Annotated in this window: 13 protein-coding genes; 4 read left to right on the top strand and 9 right to left on the bottom strand. The window is 46.3% G+C overall.

Annotated elements, in window-relative coordinates:
• The first annotated feature begins 135 nt into the window (after window positions 1-135).
• Window positions 136-588: a hypothetical protein gene (locus tag DS731_RS11090; protein WP_119501391.1), complete on the top strand. Its 453-nt coding sequence runs from the start codon at window positions 136-138 to the stop codon at window positions 586-588.
• A 32-nt stretch (window positions 589-620) separates the two neighbouring features.
• Here the strand turns inward: DS731_RS11090 and bfr (DS731_RS11085) are convergent, their stop codons facing one another.
• From bfr (DS731_RS11085) to DS731_RS11075, 3 genes are all read right to left on the bottom strand, one after another.
• On the bottom strand, window positions 621-1,088 hold the full coding sequence (gene bfr / locus DS731_RS11085; RefSeq protein ID WP_119501390.1) for a bacterioferritin: 468 nt from the start codon (window positions 1,086-1,088) through the stop codon (window positions 621-623).
• Window positions 1,088-1,564, bottom strand: coding sequence for a bacterioferritin (gene bfr, locus DS731_RS11080; protein WP_119501389.1), 477 nt, complete (start codon window positions 1,562-1,564; stop codon window positions 1,088-1,090). The genes bfr (DS731_RS11085) and bfr (DS731_RS11080) overlap by 1 nt, the downstream gene beginning before the upstream one ends.
• Before the next feature lie 128 nt (window positions 1,565-1,692).
• The gene (locus DS731_RS11075) at window positions 1,693-3,270 is read right to left on the bottom strand and encodes a cation:proton antiporter family protein (RefSeq protein WP_119501388.1); all 1,578 of its coding nucleotides are present in this window, start codon (window positions 3,268-3,270) and stop codon (window positions 1,693-1,695) included.
• A gap of 247 nt (window positions 3,271-3,517) precedes the next feature.
• On the opposite strand from DS731_RS11075, the gene DS731_RS11070 reads away from it, so the two are divergent.
• Together DS731_RS11070 and DS731_RS11065 are read left to right on the top strand one after the other, a co-directional pair.
• Complete coding sequence (locus tag DS731_RS11070) at window positions 3,518-5,146, top strand: FMN-binding glutamate synthase family protein (protein WP_119501387.1); 1,629 nt, start codon at window positions 3,518-3,520, stop codon at window positions 5,144-5,146.
• A 65-nt stretch (window positions 5,147-5,211) separates the two neighbouring features.
• Window positions 5,212-5,634: a universal stress protein gene (locus DS731_RS11065; protein ID WP_119501386.1), complete on the top strand. Its 423-nt coding sequence runs from the start codon at window positions 5,212-5,214 to the stop codon at window positions 5,632-5,634.
• A gap of 20 nt (window positions 5,635-5,654) precedes the next feature.
• Here the strand turns inward: DS731_RS11065 and DS731_RS11060 are convergent, their stop codons facing one another.
• Window positions 5,655-6,011 carry a hypothetical protein gene (locus tag DS731_RS11060; protein WP_119501385.1) on the bottom strand — a complete coding sequence of 119 codons (357 nt, stop codon included), beginning with the start codon at window positions 6,009-6,011 and terminating at the stop codon, window positions 5,655-5,657.
• Between the two features lie 472 nt (window positions 6,012-6,483).
• Here DS731_RS11060 and DS731_RS11055 point away from each other — a divergent pair, with 472 nt between their 5' ends.
• Complete coding sequence (locus DS731_RS11055; RefSeq protein WP_119501384.1) at window positions 6,484-9,468, top strand: TonB-dependent receptor; 2,985 nt, start codon at window positions 6,484-6,486, stop codon at window positions 9,466-9,468.
• Window positions 9,469-9,531: 63 nt separating this feature from the next.
• Here DS731_RS11055 and DS731_RS11050 read toward each other — a convergent pair whose 3' ends face one another.
• The 5 genes from DS731_RS11050 to DS731_RS11030 form a co-directional block, all read right to left on the bottom strand.
• A complete protein-coding gene (locus DS731_RS11050) occupies window positions 9,532-11,046 on the bottom strand; it encodes a M20/M25/M40 family metallo-hydrolase (RefSeq protein ID WP_119501383.1) in 1,515 nt (504 codons plus the stop codon).
• A gap of 122 nt (window positions 11,047-11,168) precedes the next feature.
• Entirely contained in the window at window positions 11,169-11,537 is a 369-nt protein-coding gene (locus DS731_RS11045; RefSeq protein WP_119501382.1) for a hypothetical protein, read from the bottom strand.
• Between the two features lie 119 nt (window positions 11,538-11,656).
• Window positions 11,657-13,723, bottom strand: a complete 2,067-nt coding sequence (locus DS731_RS11040) for a S9 family peptidase (RefSeq protein WP_119501381.1) — start codon at window positions 13,721-13,723, stop codon at window positions 11,657-11,659.
• A gap of 127 nt (window positions 13,724-13,850) precedes the next feature.
• Entirely contained in the window at window positions 13,851-14,204 is a 354-nt protein-coding gene (locus DS731_RS11035) for a type II toxin-antitoxin system PemK/MazF family toxin (protein WP_119501380.1), read from the bottom strand.
• The gene (locus DS731_RS11030; protein ID WP_119501379.1) at window positions 14,204-14,458 is read right to left on the bottom strand and encodes an AbrB/MazE/SpoVT family DNA-binding domain-containing protein; all 255 of its coding nucleotides are present in this window, start codon (window positions 14,456-14,458) and stop codon (window positions 14,204-14,206) included. The genes DS731_RS11035 and DS731_RS11030 overlap by 1 nt, the downstream gene beginning before the upstream one ends.
• Window positions 14,459-15,761: the final 1,303 nt, after the last annotated feature.

Here is a 15,761-nt window from a genome sequence, read left to right as displayed (position 1 = left end):
TGTTGTAATTATAGACAGGTCAGCTGGTACGCGGATAATAAGATTTTTATTTACAAAAAGATACCATAAACTAGTCGGGGTTGATCTCCGTCAAAGGTAGTAATAAACCGTCGCTATTTACAGTATAATTTTCACATGAAAACAACAAAAAAAGCGCAAAAATTCATCATTCCCACACTCATTCTGATCTTGGCGCTGGGTGTGTATCTTTCAAAGCAACAGGTAACAACAACTGACATAGATAACGGTTTAGGCAATCCGTGTACATTTGTCAATTTGACCTGTGAAATTGGCCATGAACAAAATAAGGTTTCTGCCACGTTTGAAAGTATACCGGAGGCAGAAGAATCGATAACAGTTAACTTTTCTTTACCCTTTTCTCAACAAATTGAGAGTGTTTGGATTGAAGGGGTAAACATGTATATGGGCAAGGTGCCGGTGCTGGCAGAACGGATAAAAGAAGGCAGCTGGTCCGGATGGTTTATGCTGGGGAGTTGTTCTGAGCCACAAATGCGCTGGAAAATGTTGATCCATGTAAAAGATAAACCGGACCCCTACGTGATGTTCTTCGAAACAAAAATGCCCTGAACAGGTCAGGGCATTTATCGAAACAATCCGGCTTACATCTGTGAGTGCATGTAAAGCTGCAGACCCAGGCGCTTAATCAGGCCCAGTTGCTGTTCCAGCCAGTGAGCGTGATCTACTTCCGTGTCGTCAAGTAATTCAACCAGGATATCACGGGTAACGTAGTCATTTTCCTGTTCACACAAGGCGATAACTTCTTTCAGTTTAGCATCGACTTCGTATTCAACGCGTAAGTCACTTTCCAGCATTGACGGTACGTCGTGACCAACCTTATAGCCGGTACGGGTAACCATGTCAGGCGTGCCTTCTAAAAACAGCATGCGTTCAATCAGTTTTGTGGCATGGCCTTTTTCGTCATCAAACTCATGGTTGATGCGCTCGTAAAGCTTGTTCAGGCCCCAGTCCAGATACATCTGAGAGTGAATGAAATACTGATCCATTGCTGCCAGTTCATAAGACAACAGCTCATTCAGCGCGTCATTGATTTTCGCGTTACCTTTCATTAGTCATCTCCCTCAATCTGTTTTAGCAGGTACGTTTCAAGACCCATTGCATCAATCTGATATTCCTGGGTTTCAATCCAGTCGAGATGCTCTTCTTCGTACTCCAGAATATCTTCCAGCAGGTCACGGCTTACGTAATCCTGCTTTTCTTCGCAAAGCTTGATGGCGTCTTTCAGCAGGGGAATTTGTTCCAACTGAAAACGGCTGTCACACTTAAGCATCTCTACGGTGTCTTCACCGATATACAGCTTGCCCAGTGCCTGCAGGTTCGGAAGTCCTTCTAAAAACAGAACACGCTCGATGATAGCATCGGCCTGCTTCATGTCTTTGATGGACTTCTTGTAATTCTTTTCGTTGAGCTCGCCGAAGCCCCAGTTTTTAAACATCCGTGCATGCAGAAAATACTGATTAATGGACGTCAGTTCACTGGTCAATACTTCGTTGAGTTTCGCGATGACTTGTTTATCGCCTTTCATAACGGTATTCCTTAAATTAACTGCACACAGTATATGGCAACCTTTGCGTTAAATCAAAAAAATCTTTATAAATCAATGATATGTAAATGATAACAATTTCCATGTCGTCCTGTGTTCTTATTAGTCCTCTATTTAGCAGATGAATCATTAACATAAGCCAATGATTCTTCAGCAAAACCCAGGCCTGCCTCGGTGAAAAAGTTAAATACCTTGTCTACACCTTTACTTAATAAGGTTTCCACCTCATCTTCATAGCGGGCGATGGCAGCGATCTTGCCAGTGTATCCCGAGAACTGAAGCTGTCGGGTAATATTCACCGCGTCCTCAATAGAGGGTAAAGCAAGCAGGATCAGTTTTACGTTGGAGGTATCGAGGTTTTCCCACAAGTCCACGTCTTCACCGTCTCCGCAGATAACATTGAGTCCTTCCTGTTGCAGGCGGTTTATTTTTACTCTGTCGGCATCCATTCCCCATACAGCAGAGTCGGCCAGTTTATGCAGAGAGTTAAATGCACCCAGACCTACACGGCCCATCCCGATAACAAGGAACTCGGCATTGGTGACCACCGGATAAATGTCTTCTTTGAGGCGGACAGGACTTTCGAATTTCTGAATGCCGTTTTTGATACGCAGATAACGGCCGTGACTGTTCCGGTACATGATGCTGGTAATTACAAATGAAATAGAAACGGCCAGCGCAATAATGACCAGCCAGCTTTCGCTCAGCATTCCCAGACTTACTGCTAATGCGGCGACTATGAGGCCGAATTCACTGTAGTTCCCCAGCACCAGTGAAGTGAGATAGCTGGTTCTCGCCCGTAAGCGCAGCCAGGTGAATAAACCGAAGAAAAGCGTGGCTTTAACGGCAAGGAATACACACAGAATAAGTGCAGCCATGATCATATTGAAATCCGGCAGGGCTGTCAGGCCGATAGACAGAAAGAAGCCGATGAGAAATAAATCCTTAAAAGCCAGCAATGATTTAGACAGCTCTGTGGCTTTGGGGTGTTTAGCCAGAATGATTCCGGTGAGCAGGGCGCCGAGATCACCTTTAATATTCACCAGGTCAAACAGGTGGTATCCGCCCAGCGCGAGCACAAACCCGGTAAGAGGCAGTAACTCGCCGTGACCTGATTTATCGATAATACGGTTAAGCAGCGGCATCAGCGGGAATACAGCCAGCAAGCCCAGCGCATAAACAGACGGCAGTTTACCCGTTGCAGCGACAAGGAACACCACTGCAAACACATCCTGCATAACCAGTATGCCGATGGCCAGTTTTCCGTGGCGGGTTTTGCTTTCTCCGCTTTCTTCCAGGACTTTTATCACACAAACGGTACTGCTGAAACTTAACGCAAAGGCAATCAGTAGAGCTGATTCAAAAGATATGTCACCAAACCAGAATGCTGCAACAGCAGCCAGTATGTAGAGCGCTCCGGCAACAATACCAACCCAGATAAGGGTATGGGCGATACTACCGGCCCAGACTTCACGTTTGCTGAGATCGCGGACATTAAGCTTCAGGCCAATGGTAAACAACATGATGGTGATCCCGAGATCTGCAATATGTTGCAGCTCACCGGTCATTTGTTGTCCTGCAGCATTCAGCGCGAAACCGGCAACCAGATATCCTACCAGAGGTGGTATGCCTATCATTTTCACTGAGAGTCCACACACGAAAGCAAAGAGAAGAAATGTATATTCCATGAAACCCGCTGATCTATTCCGGTTTAAAAAAGCCTGATAAAAGGATGCGATAACAGCATCATTTTGTAAATCTTTGATTGTGCTTATTTATCTGATCTGTCTCAACAATAACGAGGGTTCTTTACGTTAAGATGGCGACATATCAGAAATACCCTGTGAGCGAAAAAATGCCTTTCTTTTCATGATCTTTGTTATGGTCTTACGCTTAAAAGCGTAATACGGCGCAGTTATTACCGGAACAAGCACTATGCACAAACGAATTATTGTAAGTTTAACCCTTATCTTTTTGATAAATGCCGCTCTGGCAGTGGTCTGGCATTATCTCTTGTGGTTGCTTCCTCTCACCGGACTTTGTCTTCTCATTGCACTTTATGACCTTACGCAGAATCACCATTCAATTTTGCGGAATTTTCCTTTTATCGGCAGAGGCCGCTGGCTGGTAGAAGGCTTACGTCCCTTCATCCAGCAATATTTGCTTGAGTCTGAAACTGACGGTACGCCCATCAGTCGCATGCACCGCTCAATTGTGTATCAGCGGGCAAAGAATGCTACAGACAGTTCGCCATTCGGTACCCAGCTGGACACTTATGAAAATGGGTATGAATGGATTGGGCATTCTCTTTCAGCAATGGAAATTGATGAAATGGAAGAGGATCCCAGGGTAACAATCGGCTCTTCAGCCTGTAAACAACCCTATGCATCCAGTGTGCTGAATATTTCAGCCATGAGTTTTGGCGCACTCAGTGCGAACGCCGTGCAGGCGCTGAACAAAGGTGCGGCCAAAGGTGGTTTCAGCCATAACACAGGTGAGGGCGGTCTGACACCGTACCATCTGGACAATGGTGGTGATGTGGTATGGCAAATCGGTACAGGATATTTTGGTTGCCGTAATGACGACGGTTCCTTTAATGCGAAATTATTTGAAGAGAAAGCCCGTCACCCGAATGTAAAAATGATAGAAATAAAACTGTCTCAGGGGGCTAAACCGGGCCATGGCGGAATATTGCCTGCACATAAGAATACTCCGGAAATTGCCCGAGTCAGAGGTGTTGAACCCGGCACTCAGGTAGACTCGCCGCCAAGACATACCGCATTCTCAACCCCTCTTGAAATGATGCATTTTATCCGCGATTTACGGGATATGTCAGAGGGTAAGCCGGTGGGGTTTAAGCTGTCACTGGGACGAAAGAGCGAGTTTATCGCCATTTGTAAGGCTATGGTGGAAACCGGTATATGTCCGGATTTTATCACTGTAGACGGCGGTGAAGGCGGGACGGGTGCAGCGCCGCTGGAATATGCCAACTCTATCGGCTTTCCGCTGCGTGAAGCACTGGCATTCGTGGATGACTGTCTCACCGGATTTGATTTAAGACGGGAAATTAAACTCATTGCCTCAGGGAAAATAATTACTGCATTTGATTTGGTCAAAAACCTGAGCCTGGGAGCAGATTTATGTAACAGTGCCCGTGGAATGATGTTGTCTCTTGGTTGTGTGCAAAGTTTGTCCTGTAATACGAATAAGTGTCCTACCGGCGTAGCCACACAGGATCCGAAACTGGCAAGAGGGCTGGTTGTTGAAGACAAATACGAGCGCGTGTACCGCTTTCATAAAAAGACGGTTACTGCTTTTATGGATATTCTGTCTTCCACCGGTCATCAGTCTCATTCGTCGTTGAACCGCACGCATATTTTCCGCAGGGTTAACCAGACACAAGTTATGCGTTACGACGAGATTTTTCCGCTGGTAAAACGGGGCAGTTTTTTAACGGATAAAATTGCTGATGCATTCAAACTGCATGTGGCAGAAGCCAGCCCTATGAGTTTTATGCCTGTGAGTCATCTGGCAAAAATAGAAGAAGACACCAAAGCGGTTTAAAATTGATGCGTATCAAGATTGTTGTCTGACTATGCTCTATAGTGAAAGAAAAACCGGAGACATTTATGGCTGCTTACGACTCAATACTTGTTGCTATCGATATTTATTCTGATTATGAAGGCGTGGTTCACCGGGCTATGCAACTGGCGGGTAACAACGTGAAGCTGAACCTGCTTTATGTTGTCTATCCCCAAACCAGTATCGAGCCTTACGGGCTGTTTCTCGAAAGTGATTTTTCTGATGAGATCTGCCAGCAGGCAAAAGAGAAACTTGAAGGGATCGCGCACCGGCACAACATTCCGGTTTCTCACACTCATGTGGTTGTAGGGGCTGCAGCCGATGAAATTCATGCCGCAGCGGAGAAACTGGGAAGTGACTTAATTGTCATCGGTACCCACGGTCGCAGCGGCATGCGGTTACTGTTGGGATCCACCGCGAATGCGGTGTTGCACGGCGTGAAAACAGATGTGCTGGCTGTTAAAGTTTAACGTCAGGACACCGGGCGGTGTCACATTGACGCCGCCTTCTTTCCTTCTTCCAACTGGCTGTTAACCAGTTCTGTAACTGTGCTTTCAATAAGCTTAAGATGGGAGTGATGCACTTTCGCCTGCTTTTTGTCTTCATTAGACACGGTCTCAAACACCACATCGTCTTCTTCACTCGACACTTTTACCAGTACGTCATTATCGTCACCGTTCACCGGCACTACGACGTAGAGCGGTTCATTATGGGATTCAATGTACTTGAATGCCTCCTCAGCAGAATGGAAAGGGGACTTTTTCTCAGGTTGAAGCTTCCAGTGTGACGACTGAGTAATGACTTCAGCAAGCAACTTAGCGTGTTTTTCTTTGATTTCCGATGACATAGTAATAGCTCCTGTTTGCAGTTACTTTTGCTACGGCATGATAACGAAAACAGATTGATTTCTTGCTGCATTTGCTATTCTCTTTGAATAATTACGTTATGAATATTGCCGGACTTAAGGAATAAAAAAATACCAGCGTACTTCCCATTTATACAGATATTCATTTCATTCTAAAGTCTATAACCTCAGGTTATGATTCATGACCGGCTTCTTTCATTACCTAAAACGCTGTTTAATGCTTAAACAGCCTTAAAATGGCGTGTTGGCTATGGATATGCCGGCGGCTTCTGATTTTTCTTGCCCTTCGTTTCATATCTGACATTTGAATTATCGTGATAAATTATTACTGCATAATAAATATTTCTGAACAAAGTATTCTTGACTGGGCGCAATCCTGTCTGTTAAATGTTCAGTCATAATAAAAACGTAACGTTCCGGTAATAATAATTCACACATTACAACAGGTGTCACTATGAAAAAGGAAAAAGCACGTTTCGCGGCACGCTATCTCACCAGACAAATCCGGCAAACATGGAAGACCGCATCTTTCGCCGCGCCTTTATGTCTTGCTGTAGCCGCCGTATCTTCACCCGCTTTAGCGCAACAACAAACAGGTAGCATTAAGGGGCAGGTGACCGCCGGCGACGGCAGTACCAGCGTCGCGGGTATTCAGGTAGTAGCCAGCAGCCCCGTCATGCCAAAAGACCGCTCTGCCACAACGCGGGAAGACGGTACATTTACGATGCCATTTCTTGTACCGGGAGAGTACGAAGTCACATTTACGCTTCCCAATGGCGATACCCGGCAGTTCAGCACCAGGGTTTTGCTTGAGCAGGCTTCAGCAATCAACTTCGTTTATTCGCCGGACAACACAGAGGTGATCACCATTACCGGCAGTCCCTTTGTGACTACCGGCGATTCATCCCTCACCAACTCCTTTGGTGCAGAAGTCATTCAGTCTCTGCCTACCGGTCAGACATACCGTGACATGTTGAAAATTCTGCCCGGCGTGGAGTATTCTGAAAACGGTACCCTCGGTCCGTCTGCGGGTGGCTCCGGTGTTGATAACAGTTATGGCTTTGATGGTGTCGACCTTTCAATGCCCATGTTCGGGAACTTGTCGTCAGAACCTTCAACCCATGATATTGCCAGCGTATCGGTAGATCGCGGGGGCGCAAAAGCTGTCGGCTTTAACCGTTCAGGCGGTTTCGCAGTTAACTCGGTATCCAAATCAGGGACAAACGAATTTCACGGCAGTGTGGAATACCGGATTCAGCCTTCTTCGTTTTCAGCAACGCCCAAAGACGGTGTTATTGAAGACACGGACAGCAGCTGGATTGTTGCTTCTGTGAGCGGACCGCTGATTGAAGATGAGTTATATTTCTACGGTTCTTTTTACCGTCCGGTTGTCGACGGCAGCAGCAAAGAAACAGCCTACGGCGCCACAAAAGATTATAAAAGTGAGCGGAATGAATATTTTGGTAAGCTCACCTGGGCACCTACCGCGGATGTGCTGTTAAATGCCAGTATCCGTGATTCTGAAAGGAACGTGTCCGGCTCGTCAATTGGTGAGTTCGAAGCAGACAGCGTATCTGTGGGTTCAGACTCTAACCTGAGTATCTACTCGCTGGACGGCTCCTGGCTGATTGGTGATTCCAGCATTTCCTTTAAATACGGTAAATATAAAGAAGACTTCATCGACACGCCGGACACAGAACTAACCGGAGTTACACCGGTTATCGGCGACTCTATTGATATTAGTGCACTGGATGAAATGGGGTATTTCAGCGTACCCAGTATCCGGACTGGCGACCTGACTGCTGATGATATTCAGTTTAATACTGGTGCGTTACCACTGGTGCAACAATACGGCTACGTGGGCGACGATGGTGAAATGACAGGTGGCGGCGGTGTCGGTGCCTATTCACAGTATAACCGGCAGTCTTTCGAACGTGAAAGTTTTGAGCTTGCTTTCGATACTGAGAGCATGTTCGGAAACACTTATCACACCATTCATGCCGGCTTTAAATGGGAAGAAATTTCCGAAGATCTGGCAAGGTTATCTAATGGCTGGGGTTTCATAGAGTACGTTGGCGGTATAGATGCCGAGTATCCCGGCGCCTACTACGTTGCGCAGGTTCAGCAGATGAGTCTTGCGGTAGATGGTTCCGTTACACCGTCAATTCTGTCTTCAGCAGAGTCCTTCAATTTTGAGATCAACGATACCATTGAACACGGTGATTTTACGTATAACGTGGGCTTACTGGTGTCAAAAGATGTACTGTACGGACAGGGCCTGGCTGAAAACAGTGAGAGTATTTCCGGATATGAAGTTGCGCCCGGAAACCCTTATAAAATGTACACTGTAGACTGGAAAGACATGGTGCAGCCCCGGTTAGGCGTAACCTGGGAGTACGAAGATGAAAGCACGGTTTTCGCCAACTACGCCAGTTATAACCCCAATGCCAGCTCCCTGGCCCGTGCCGCGTCCTGGGACAGAAATTCCCGTGCAACGGTTGAGGTTCAGTTTGATGAAAATGGCGATTATCTGACATCAGGTAACAAAGCCGGCTCATCCGGTAAGTTCTTTGCCGATAACATGCGTCCCCGCAGAATTGATGAGTACACCGTGGGAACGACCCGTGCTGTGAGCAATAATCTGATGTTGCGTTCACACGTACGTTTCCGTTACGGCAGCCATTTCTGGGAAGACATGCCCAACAATGCCCGCCTGTTTGGTGAATATGAAGGTGGCGCGGTACCTGAGGATATCGCCGCGAAAGGGCTTTATATCGACAATCTGGATGAGTTGCGTGCAGAAGTCGGCGGCTCTTCTTATGTGGTAGCTGAAGTAGACGGTGGCCAGACAAAATACTGGGAATGGAGTACTGAAGCGGAATGGTACGGTGAACGTACTTACCTGAATGCGTCTTATACCTGGAGTCATTACTATGGTAACTTCGACCAGGACAGCACCACAACGACTAACGATGCGAACAACTTCATCGGTTCTTCGTACTACGGTGACGGTGTAGGCCGTATGCCATGGGACAACCGCTACGGTAAGCTGATAGGCGACAAACCCCATAAAGTAAAAGTGTTCGGTTATTACACCACTGACTGGGATGCCAATATCGGTGCTTACTTTATCTTCCAGTCCGGTGAAGCCTGGACAGCATGGGATGGCACACCTTACGGTTATACATCAGGGGTCAGCCGTTATGCAGAACCTGCGGGAAGCCGCCGTGGTGCAAGCCACTGGCAGCTGGATATGAACTATACACAAAACTGGGATGTGAGCGACTATACCGTGAAGTTCCGTGCAGATCTGTTCAACGTGTTTAATAAGCAAACCGGTTACAACTATAACCCGTACGTAACGTCTGAGGAGTTCGGTCAGCCAAGAGACTATTACAATCCGCGCAGACTGCAATTGTCAGTCACCGTGCAATTCTGATCTACCGTTAACAACGACAGAAAGTAAGACCGCCGGAAGGCGGTCTTTTTTTATCTGTTAATCCTACGTCAACGGCGTTGTGAACATTTGATACAGAGTTTCGGTGCCGCTGAAGAAGTTGCCCAGCCTGAGGTTTTCATTCGGTGCATGCTGGTTGTTGTCTGCATTCACAAGGGGAAGCAGAATGACCGGTTTTTGCAAGCCGGATACCAGCGGTGAGGTAGGTACAGTGCCTCCCATCATGGGAATAATAACCGGTTCAGAATCACTGACATGAGACAAGGCTGTTAATGCCCATTGTCCCAATGGTTCATCCAGGGGCGTTTGCAATGCAGCCGTGCCGGTATGCGAGATAAAGCGGGCTATACGGGGATATTCCGCCCGTTCTTTAGCTGTAGGCGCATCTTCAACCAGATGATAGCCCTGTGCAATGACAAAATCTTTAACCAGTTTTATCTGACGTTCAGCTGTCGCCGTTTTTGTTGTGCGGATATCCATTGTCACCGTTGCTGTAGCGGGAATAATGGTACGGGTCGCTTCCGTGCTGGCAGCAGAAAGCCCGTTAATATTTAAAGACGGGTAGTTAATTGCCCGCTGGTAGTTTCCGGCCACTTTCTCTGTTGTTGCAATGCCCAACCGCTTCATTAAAGCCGCTTCATCTGCGGGTACGGCATCCAGTGCGGTGGCATAATCATCATCAAATTTAACTGCATCATAGTAGCCGGGAATCGTCACCCGGCCATCATCATCTTTCATCCTGCCAAGCAAATCAGCCAGCAGGAAAGCCGGATTGGCAGCGTAGTTACCATAATGGCCGCTATGGCTGTCGGATGCCGGACCAAATACAGTCAGTCTCACCATAGATGCACCACGGTGACCAAAAACCAGTGTAGGTTTGTTTGACGGATGCATCGGTCCGTCCAGCATAACGACTCCATCGGCCTGAAGCTGGTTTTTATTGCGGTTAATCACGTCGATTAGGGTAGGAGGCCCGCCTTCTTCATGTGAATCAAGCAGCACTTTGATATTCACAGCCGGCTTTTTGTTTTCCGCTTTCAATGTATCAATAGCAGCCAGCAACATCATGATGGGCGCTTTATCGTCAGAGGCTGAACGGGCAAAAATACGCCACTCAGGATCCGTTGTGAAGGTGAGGGCAGTCATAGGTTTACTTTGCCAGCTGTCACCTTCAAGGGTTTTAAGCACTGGCCGCCACGGACTTTCCTGGTCCCATTGTTCCGGATTTACCGGCTGTCCGTCCATATGTGCATAGAACAGGACGACCGGCGCATCTTCACCTGCTTCCATGTATTCGGCATATACCATAGGTGTCTGGCCATCAGGAAGAAGCTTGGCATTCAGTCCGTGTTTCCGGTAAGTATCGCGGGTCCATTCAGCCACCGCTTTAATATCAGACGGCGATTCTTTCGCTACATTGGGTAATGTCAGGTATTTAAGGTATTCAGGAAGAATGTGTTTTACAGCATCTTCGGTGCCGGCAGATACCGGCGCTGAGAAAATACTGACAATGGCCGCACTGAGCAGCGACTTACGCAGAAAAGAAAAAGGTCTGTCCATGATGAAATTCCGGGTTGAATGCGTGTGTGAAATACCATTCTGAACAGAATTACACCATGTTAAAAGGTATCCTGACCGGATTATCTGTGTTTTTGGCTATAAAAAGGATATTTATCCTAACCTTACGACTTTGATTTTCCGTAACAACGCTCTGTAATATGGGTATAGATTTGCGTTTCAAATTCCCGCACTATTTTATAGAACGCATTGGGTTCGTCTCCCTTGTGCATGCCATTTATTGTCATGGCATAGCCGGAAATTTTGCCGCCCAGCGTTTTATTCAGCATACGGGTTTCGTAGCCATCAATATTAAAATGGAACACATCATCAGTGGCTTTAAACCCGGATACAAAAGGTTCACTTTGAATGGTTTCCGCCACACAGGACAGTGTGACTGGCGTAACATAAACGCGGTCTAAACCGGCCATATTATTTTCAGGCTGGCAGGCAAATAAAAAAACAGGCGTTAACAGAGAAAGAAACTTTTTCATAGCAACATCAATGGACAATCAGGCGGCTATAATGCGAAGAAGTCAGCGGGGAGTCAATGCAGAATAAGAAAAAGGCCGCGCCTCTGAAGCAAACGGCCTGTTAATGGAACAATTTAGGATTATTTTTCCTGCTTAACAGGTGCCTCCGCTTCCGCGGGGTATTTTTCGAACCAGGCCAGTACATGTTTTACTTTACTGATCATCTGACTCGGACGGTTTGAAATGAAGTGATAAGCCCCCGGCATTTCAACCAGCGCGGTATCAATCTTCCGTAAAATCAGGGCGCTGTATAACTGTTTAGCTTCAGACAACGGTGTACGCATATCCGCATCACCAACCATTACCAGCGTCGGTGTCTGAATATTTCCGACCAGAGAAACCGGCGAGAACTTCCAGTAAGTTTCGGGATTTTCCCACACCTGACCCGGATAGCGGTAATCAGCATAACCATAATAGTTATCTGCCGTGAGCAACTTACTTATCCAGTTCATCACCGGCTTCACGACTGCAGCAGCTTCAAAGCGGTTATTCTTACCAATCATCCAGGCTGACATAATGCCACCGGCACTGCCTCCGGTAACGTACAACTGATCTTCACTGGTATAACCGCGCTTAATCATTTCATCAACGCCGTCCATGACATCCTGATAATCTTCACCGGGATAGTTATTAAACAGCAGGTTTCCGAACTCTTCACCATAGCTGGTGCTGCCACGGGGATTCGGATAAAACACGACGTAGCCTGCTGACGCATAGAGCTGAATTTCCGGAGAAAAACGATCACCGTAATTTGAGATAGGGCCACCGTGATTTTCAACAATCAACGGATAGGTTTTACCTTCTTCATAGTCAGGCGGAAACGTCACCCATCCCTGAATGTCACGGCCATCGGCGGTAGACTTGTACCATACGGTTTCTGTGCGGCCCAGATTACGGTAGGCCAGAATATCTTCATTTAATCCGGTCACCAGTTCAGGCTTTGCATCGTTCTTAGCCAGCACGGCAACATCAGCAGGACGGTAAGGGGTAGTGTGGGTATAGGCAATGACACCCTTGTTATTTACGCTAAAACTGCCGCCGCCATATGGTCTTGCCACGGTGGTTCCACCCACATTGTCAGCCAGTTTTTTAACTTTGCCGTTTAATCCGGTAACAGCAATTTTCGTGTTGCCATGATCATCATACTGAAAATAGATCCCTTGCTTATTCCAGACCGGATTGCTGACAGAGCGATCCAGCTTTAAATCAATTTCTTTTTTATCAGAACCGTCAACATCCATTACGTATAAACGGGTTGTCTGATAAGCCATCAATTTATCAGGATAGCCAAGCCAGGCAATTTTTTTGCCGTCAGGCGAAAGGACAGGGTGGTGATCTGGACCGGTTTGTGTGGTTAGCTGCTTTATAGTGCCGCTCTCTATTTCTACAGAATAGATATCGGTATTGCGGAAATTATGCTCTGCATCCGGTTGTCTGTTTGCTGAGAAAACCAGAGTCCGACCATCAGGCGTCCATTGAGGCTGACCACGATGCTGAAAATCGCCGGAGGTGATTTGCCTTGGAGTGCCACCATCAGCCGGCACCACAAATAAATGTGAAAATCCGGGCTCAATGTAACCCCGACCGTCCTGTTCGTACTTCAGACGGTCAGTAATACGCGGATTAGCCGCCCATTTGGCACCTTCAGGTTTGGCCGGCATTTTAACCATGACCGGCGGTGCAGACGGCACCAGCATCGAAAACGCAATCGTTTTACCGTCCGGAGACCAGCTTAAACCGGACGGGGCACGCTCAAGTTCGGTTAATCTTGCAACTTTGCCATCCCTGACGCGATAAACAAAAATCTCAGCGCCGTTTTGACCTTTTCTGGTGTACGCAATCCGTGAGCCATCAGGCGACCATACTGCATTACCTTCACTGATATCATCCGTTGTCAGCTTCATGTGCTCAGAGCCGTCAGCATTCATCATCCACAGATTACCGGTACGTGCATCGGACATTACATCCATACCATTACGGCGGTAAACGATATGCTTGCCGTCAGGCGATATCTCAGGTGCAGAAGCCCATTCAAGCTCGAAAACATCCATATCCGAAAATGCAGGTTTGGCAGACTCAGTGGTGCCGGCTGCTAATGCGCTGCAACTGAGTAAACTGACAAGAGAACAGAGGTGGCGAAGTTTCATTGTTGTTGTGTGCCTTTTATTATTTGTTAGCTGTATCGCTTTTGTAACGCAAAGCAGCAAAGGCATCAGCGGCTTTACGATCATCACCGGTTAAACAGGATAAATGGCAGAAGTCAGATGGCCATTATTATTCGTCGAATAACGATTCAGCTCCAATCAACGGAACAACCCGTAGTAAAACATCTTCCATTACACCATGTTCAGCAGTGGTAATTTTCTTCGCACTGCGGTCTTTCCACGAAAGAGTTTGGATCAAACTTGAAGCTACAACACTTGGTTTATCGAGGTTATTTACCGGAACTTCGGTCGCTTGACCTCTAATACTGGTACTAACCGGGCAGCAAATCAGCAATCCCGTTTGCTGATTGTATTCTTTGCTTGATAGGACTAATGCAGGGCGATACTTTCCGATTTCTTTACCTTTAACCGGCTCAAAATCCAGCCAAATAATTTCGTTGCGTTCAGGTACATATTGAGCCATTACTCACCCAACTCTTTACCCGATACTGAAGCCAGTTCGTCTGCATGAGAAGTATGAGCATCCAAACCATTTAATAGCTCTCTTTCACTGAACGGAAAGCGATTTTTCTGACGTTTGATTGGTTCTATGATGATTTTATTTCCATCAGCTTTGACCTCAATGTCAGACCCTTCGACTAAGCCGAGTTGCTTGATGAAAGCGGCAGGGATTATATTGCCCAAACTATTACCAATTTTTCGAACTTGAGTGCGCATGTTCTACCTCTAGTGTAGGTACATTGTTATAACATTTTTTATTGTACGCCACCTTCCTTTAGTGTCAACTTTGTTATAACTAACCAGAGACACGACACGAATCATCGATACGGGGGCCGGGAAGTTGGCACTTGAAAGGGTAAGCAAAGTACGAGAGTGATTGTAAGCCTGGTAGAGCGTAATAATAAACTGTACCTGATACGTGCAAATTTCCAGCGCAGCCAATGTGGCCAGGCATGCTGTAAAAGTATCTTGACCATTAAAGGGTTAAACCAGTGGATAAACGGCGGCGAATTCTATGTCCATGAACTGGTCGCTGAGAAACGCAAAACAACTATCTACTAGGGACTTATGTTTTCCGGGCACACAGAAAGTAGGCAATAGCGCAGCTCTAAAATAACTAGTAATTCCAGGTTTGTTGGAAAGCTATTCAATAACGGCAATGGATACGACACAACACAAGTGGCGGCTGCCGCTTAATTTGAGAATCTCTGCCAGCGACAACTTCAACGCATCAATGAGTTATAAATTCTCTGGAAATTCACTGTCACTCAAAACGAGATTTATTTTTCACAGCCTGATGTTCCGGCTATAGGATTTGCTTCTAGATACTTCTGATAGAACAACAGGTCGCAGTAAGAATTCTTATTAAGGTGACGATGACAATGCTTAAAAAACACAAGTAAGGCATGTGGTAGTCACACAAAAATCTCACGCTGGCAGAAAATCTCATTATATGTGGCAGTATTCAAAAGGGATTGATTAACAATAGTATTTCCACACTTAATTTAACATAATATACATTATGCGCAATTAAGTATTAATAAGGATTGTGGCGTCACTGTGTCGCTTCCGGCTGTTGAGATATTCGCTAATACACAGTTTTGTAGCTCTGAGCTCGTTGGCCTTTCGATGCGGTTCATATATCTGCCGGAATCATGCACGCCAGCAAAAAACATGTGGAATGAATGCTCCACATGTTCCTTTCGCTTGTACTAGCGACTTACAGTGGCTTAGTTCCATTACCATTGCCGTAACCGTTGTCCACGATAAATGAAACATCTGACACCAGACATCAGCGTTCTTTTGATTCACTGAAATCCTTCTATTATTCAGCATGCAGCTTATCTAAATTGATACTCTCCGCATATTTGGATTTTGGTTATCAAGGTGCCAGATTATTACGCGACGCTACGTAAAATCTGAGAAAAATTGTGACCTCTGACCTTGCAGATTTCACGTAGCGCACGATTAGTTTTCAGGCGTTAAACATGACTTTTGAAGGATATATTTCCAACAGCTT

Origin of the sequence: Alteromonas sp. RKMC-009 (assembly GCF_003584565.2) — a bacterium.
Taxonomy (GTDB): Bacteria; Pseudomonadota; Gammaproteobacteria; order Enterobacterales; family Alteromonadaceae; genus Alteromonas.
This window is presented reverse-complemented; position numbering and strand designations above follow the sequence as displayed.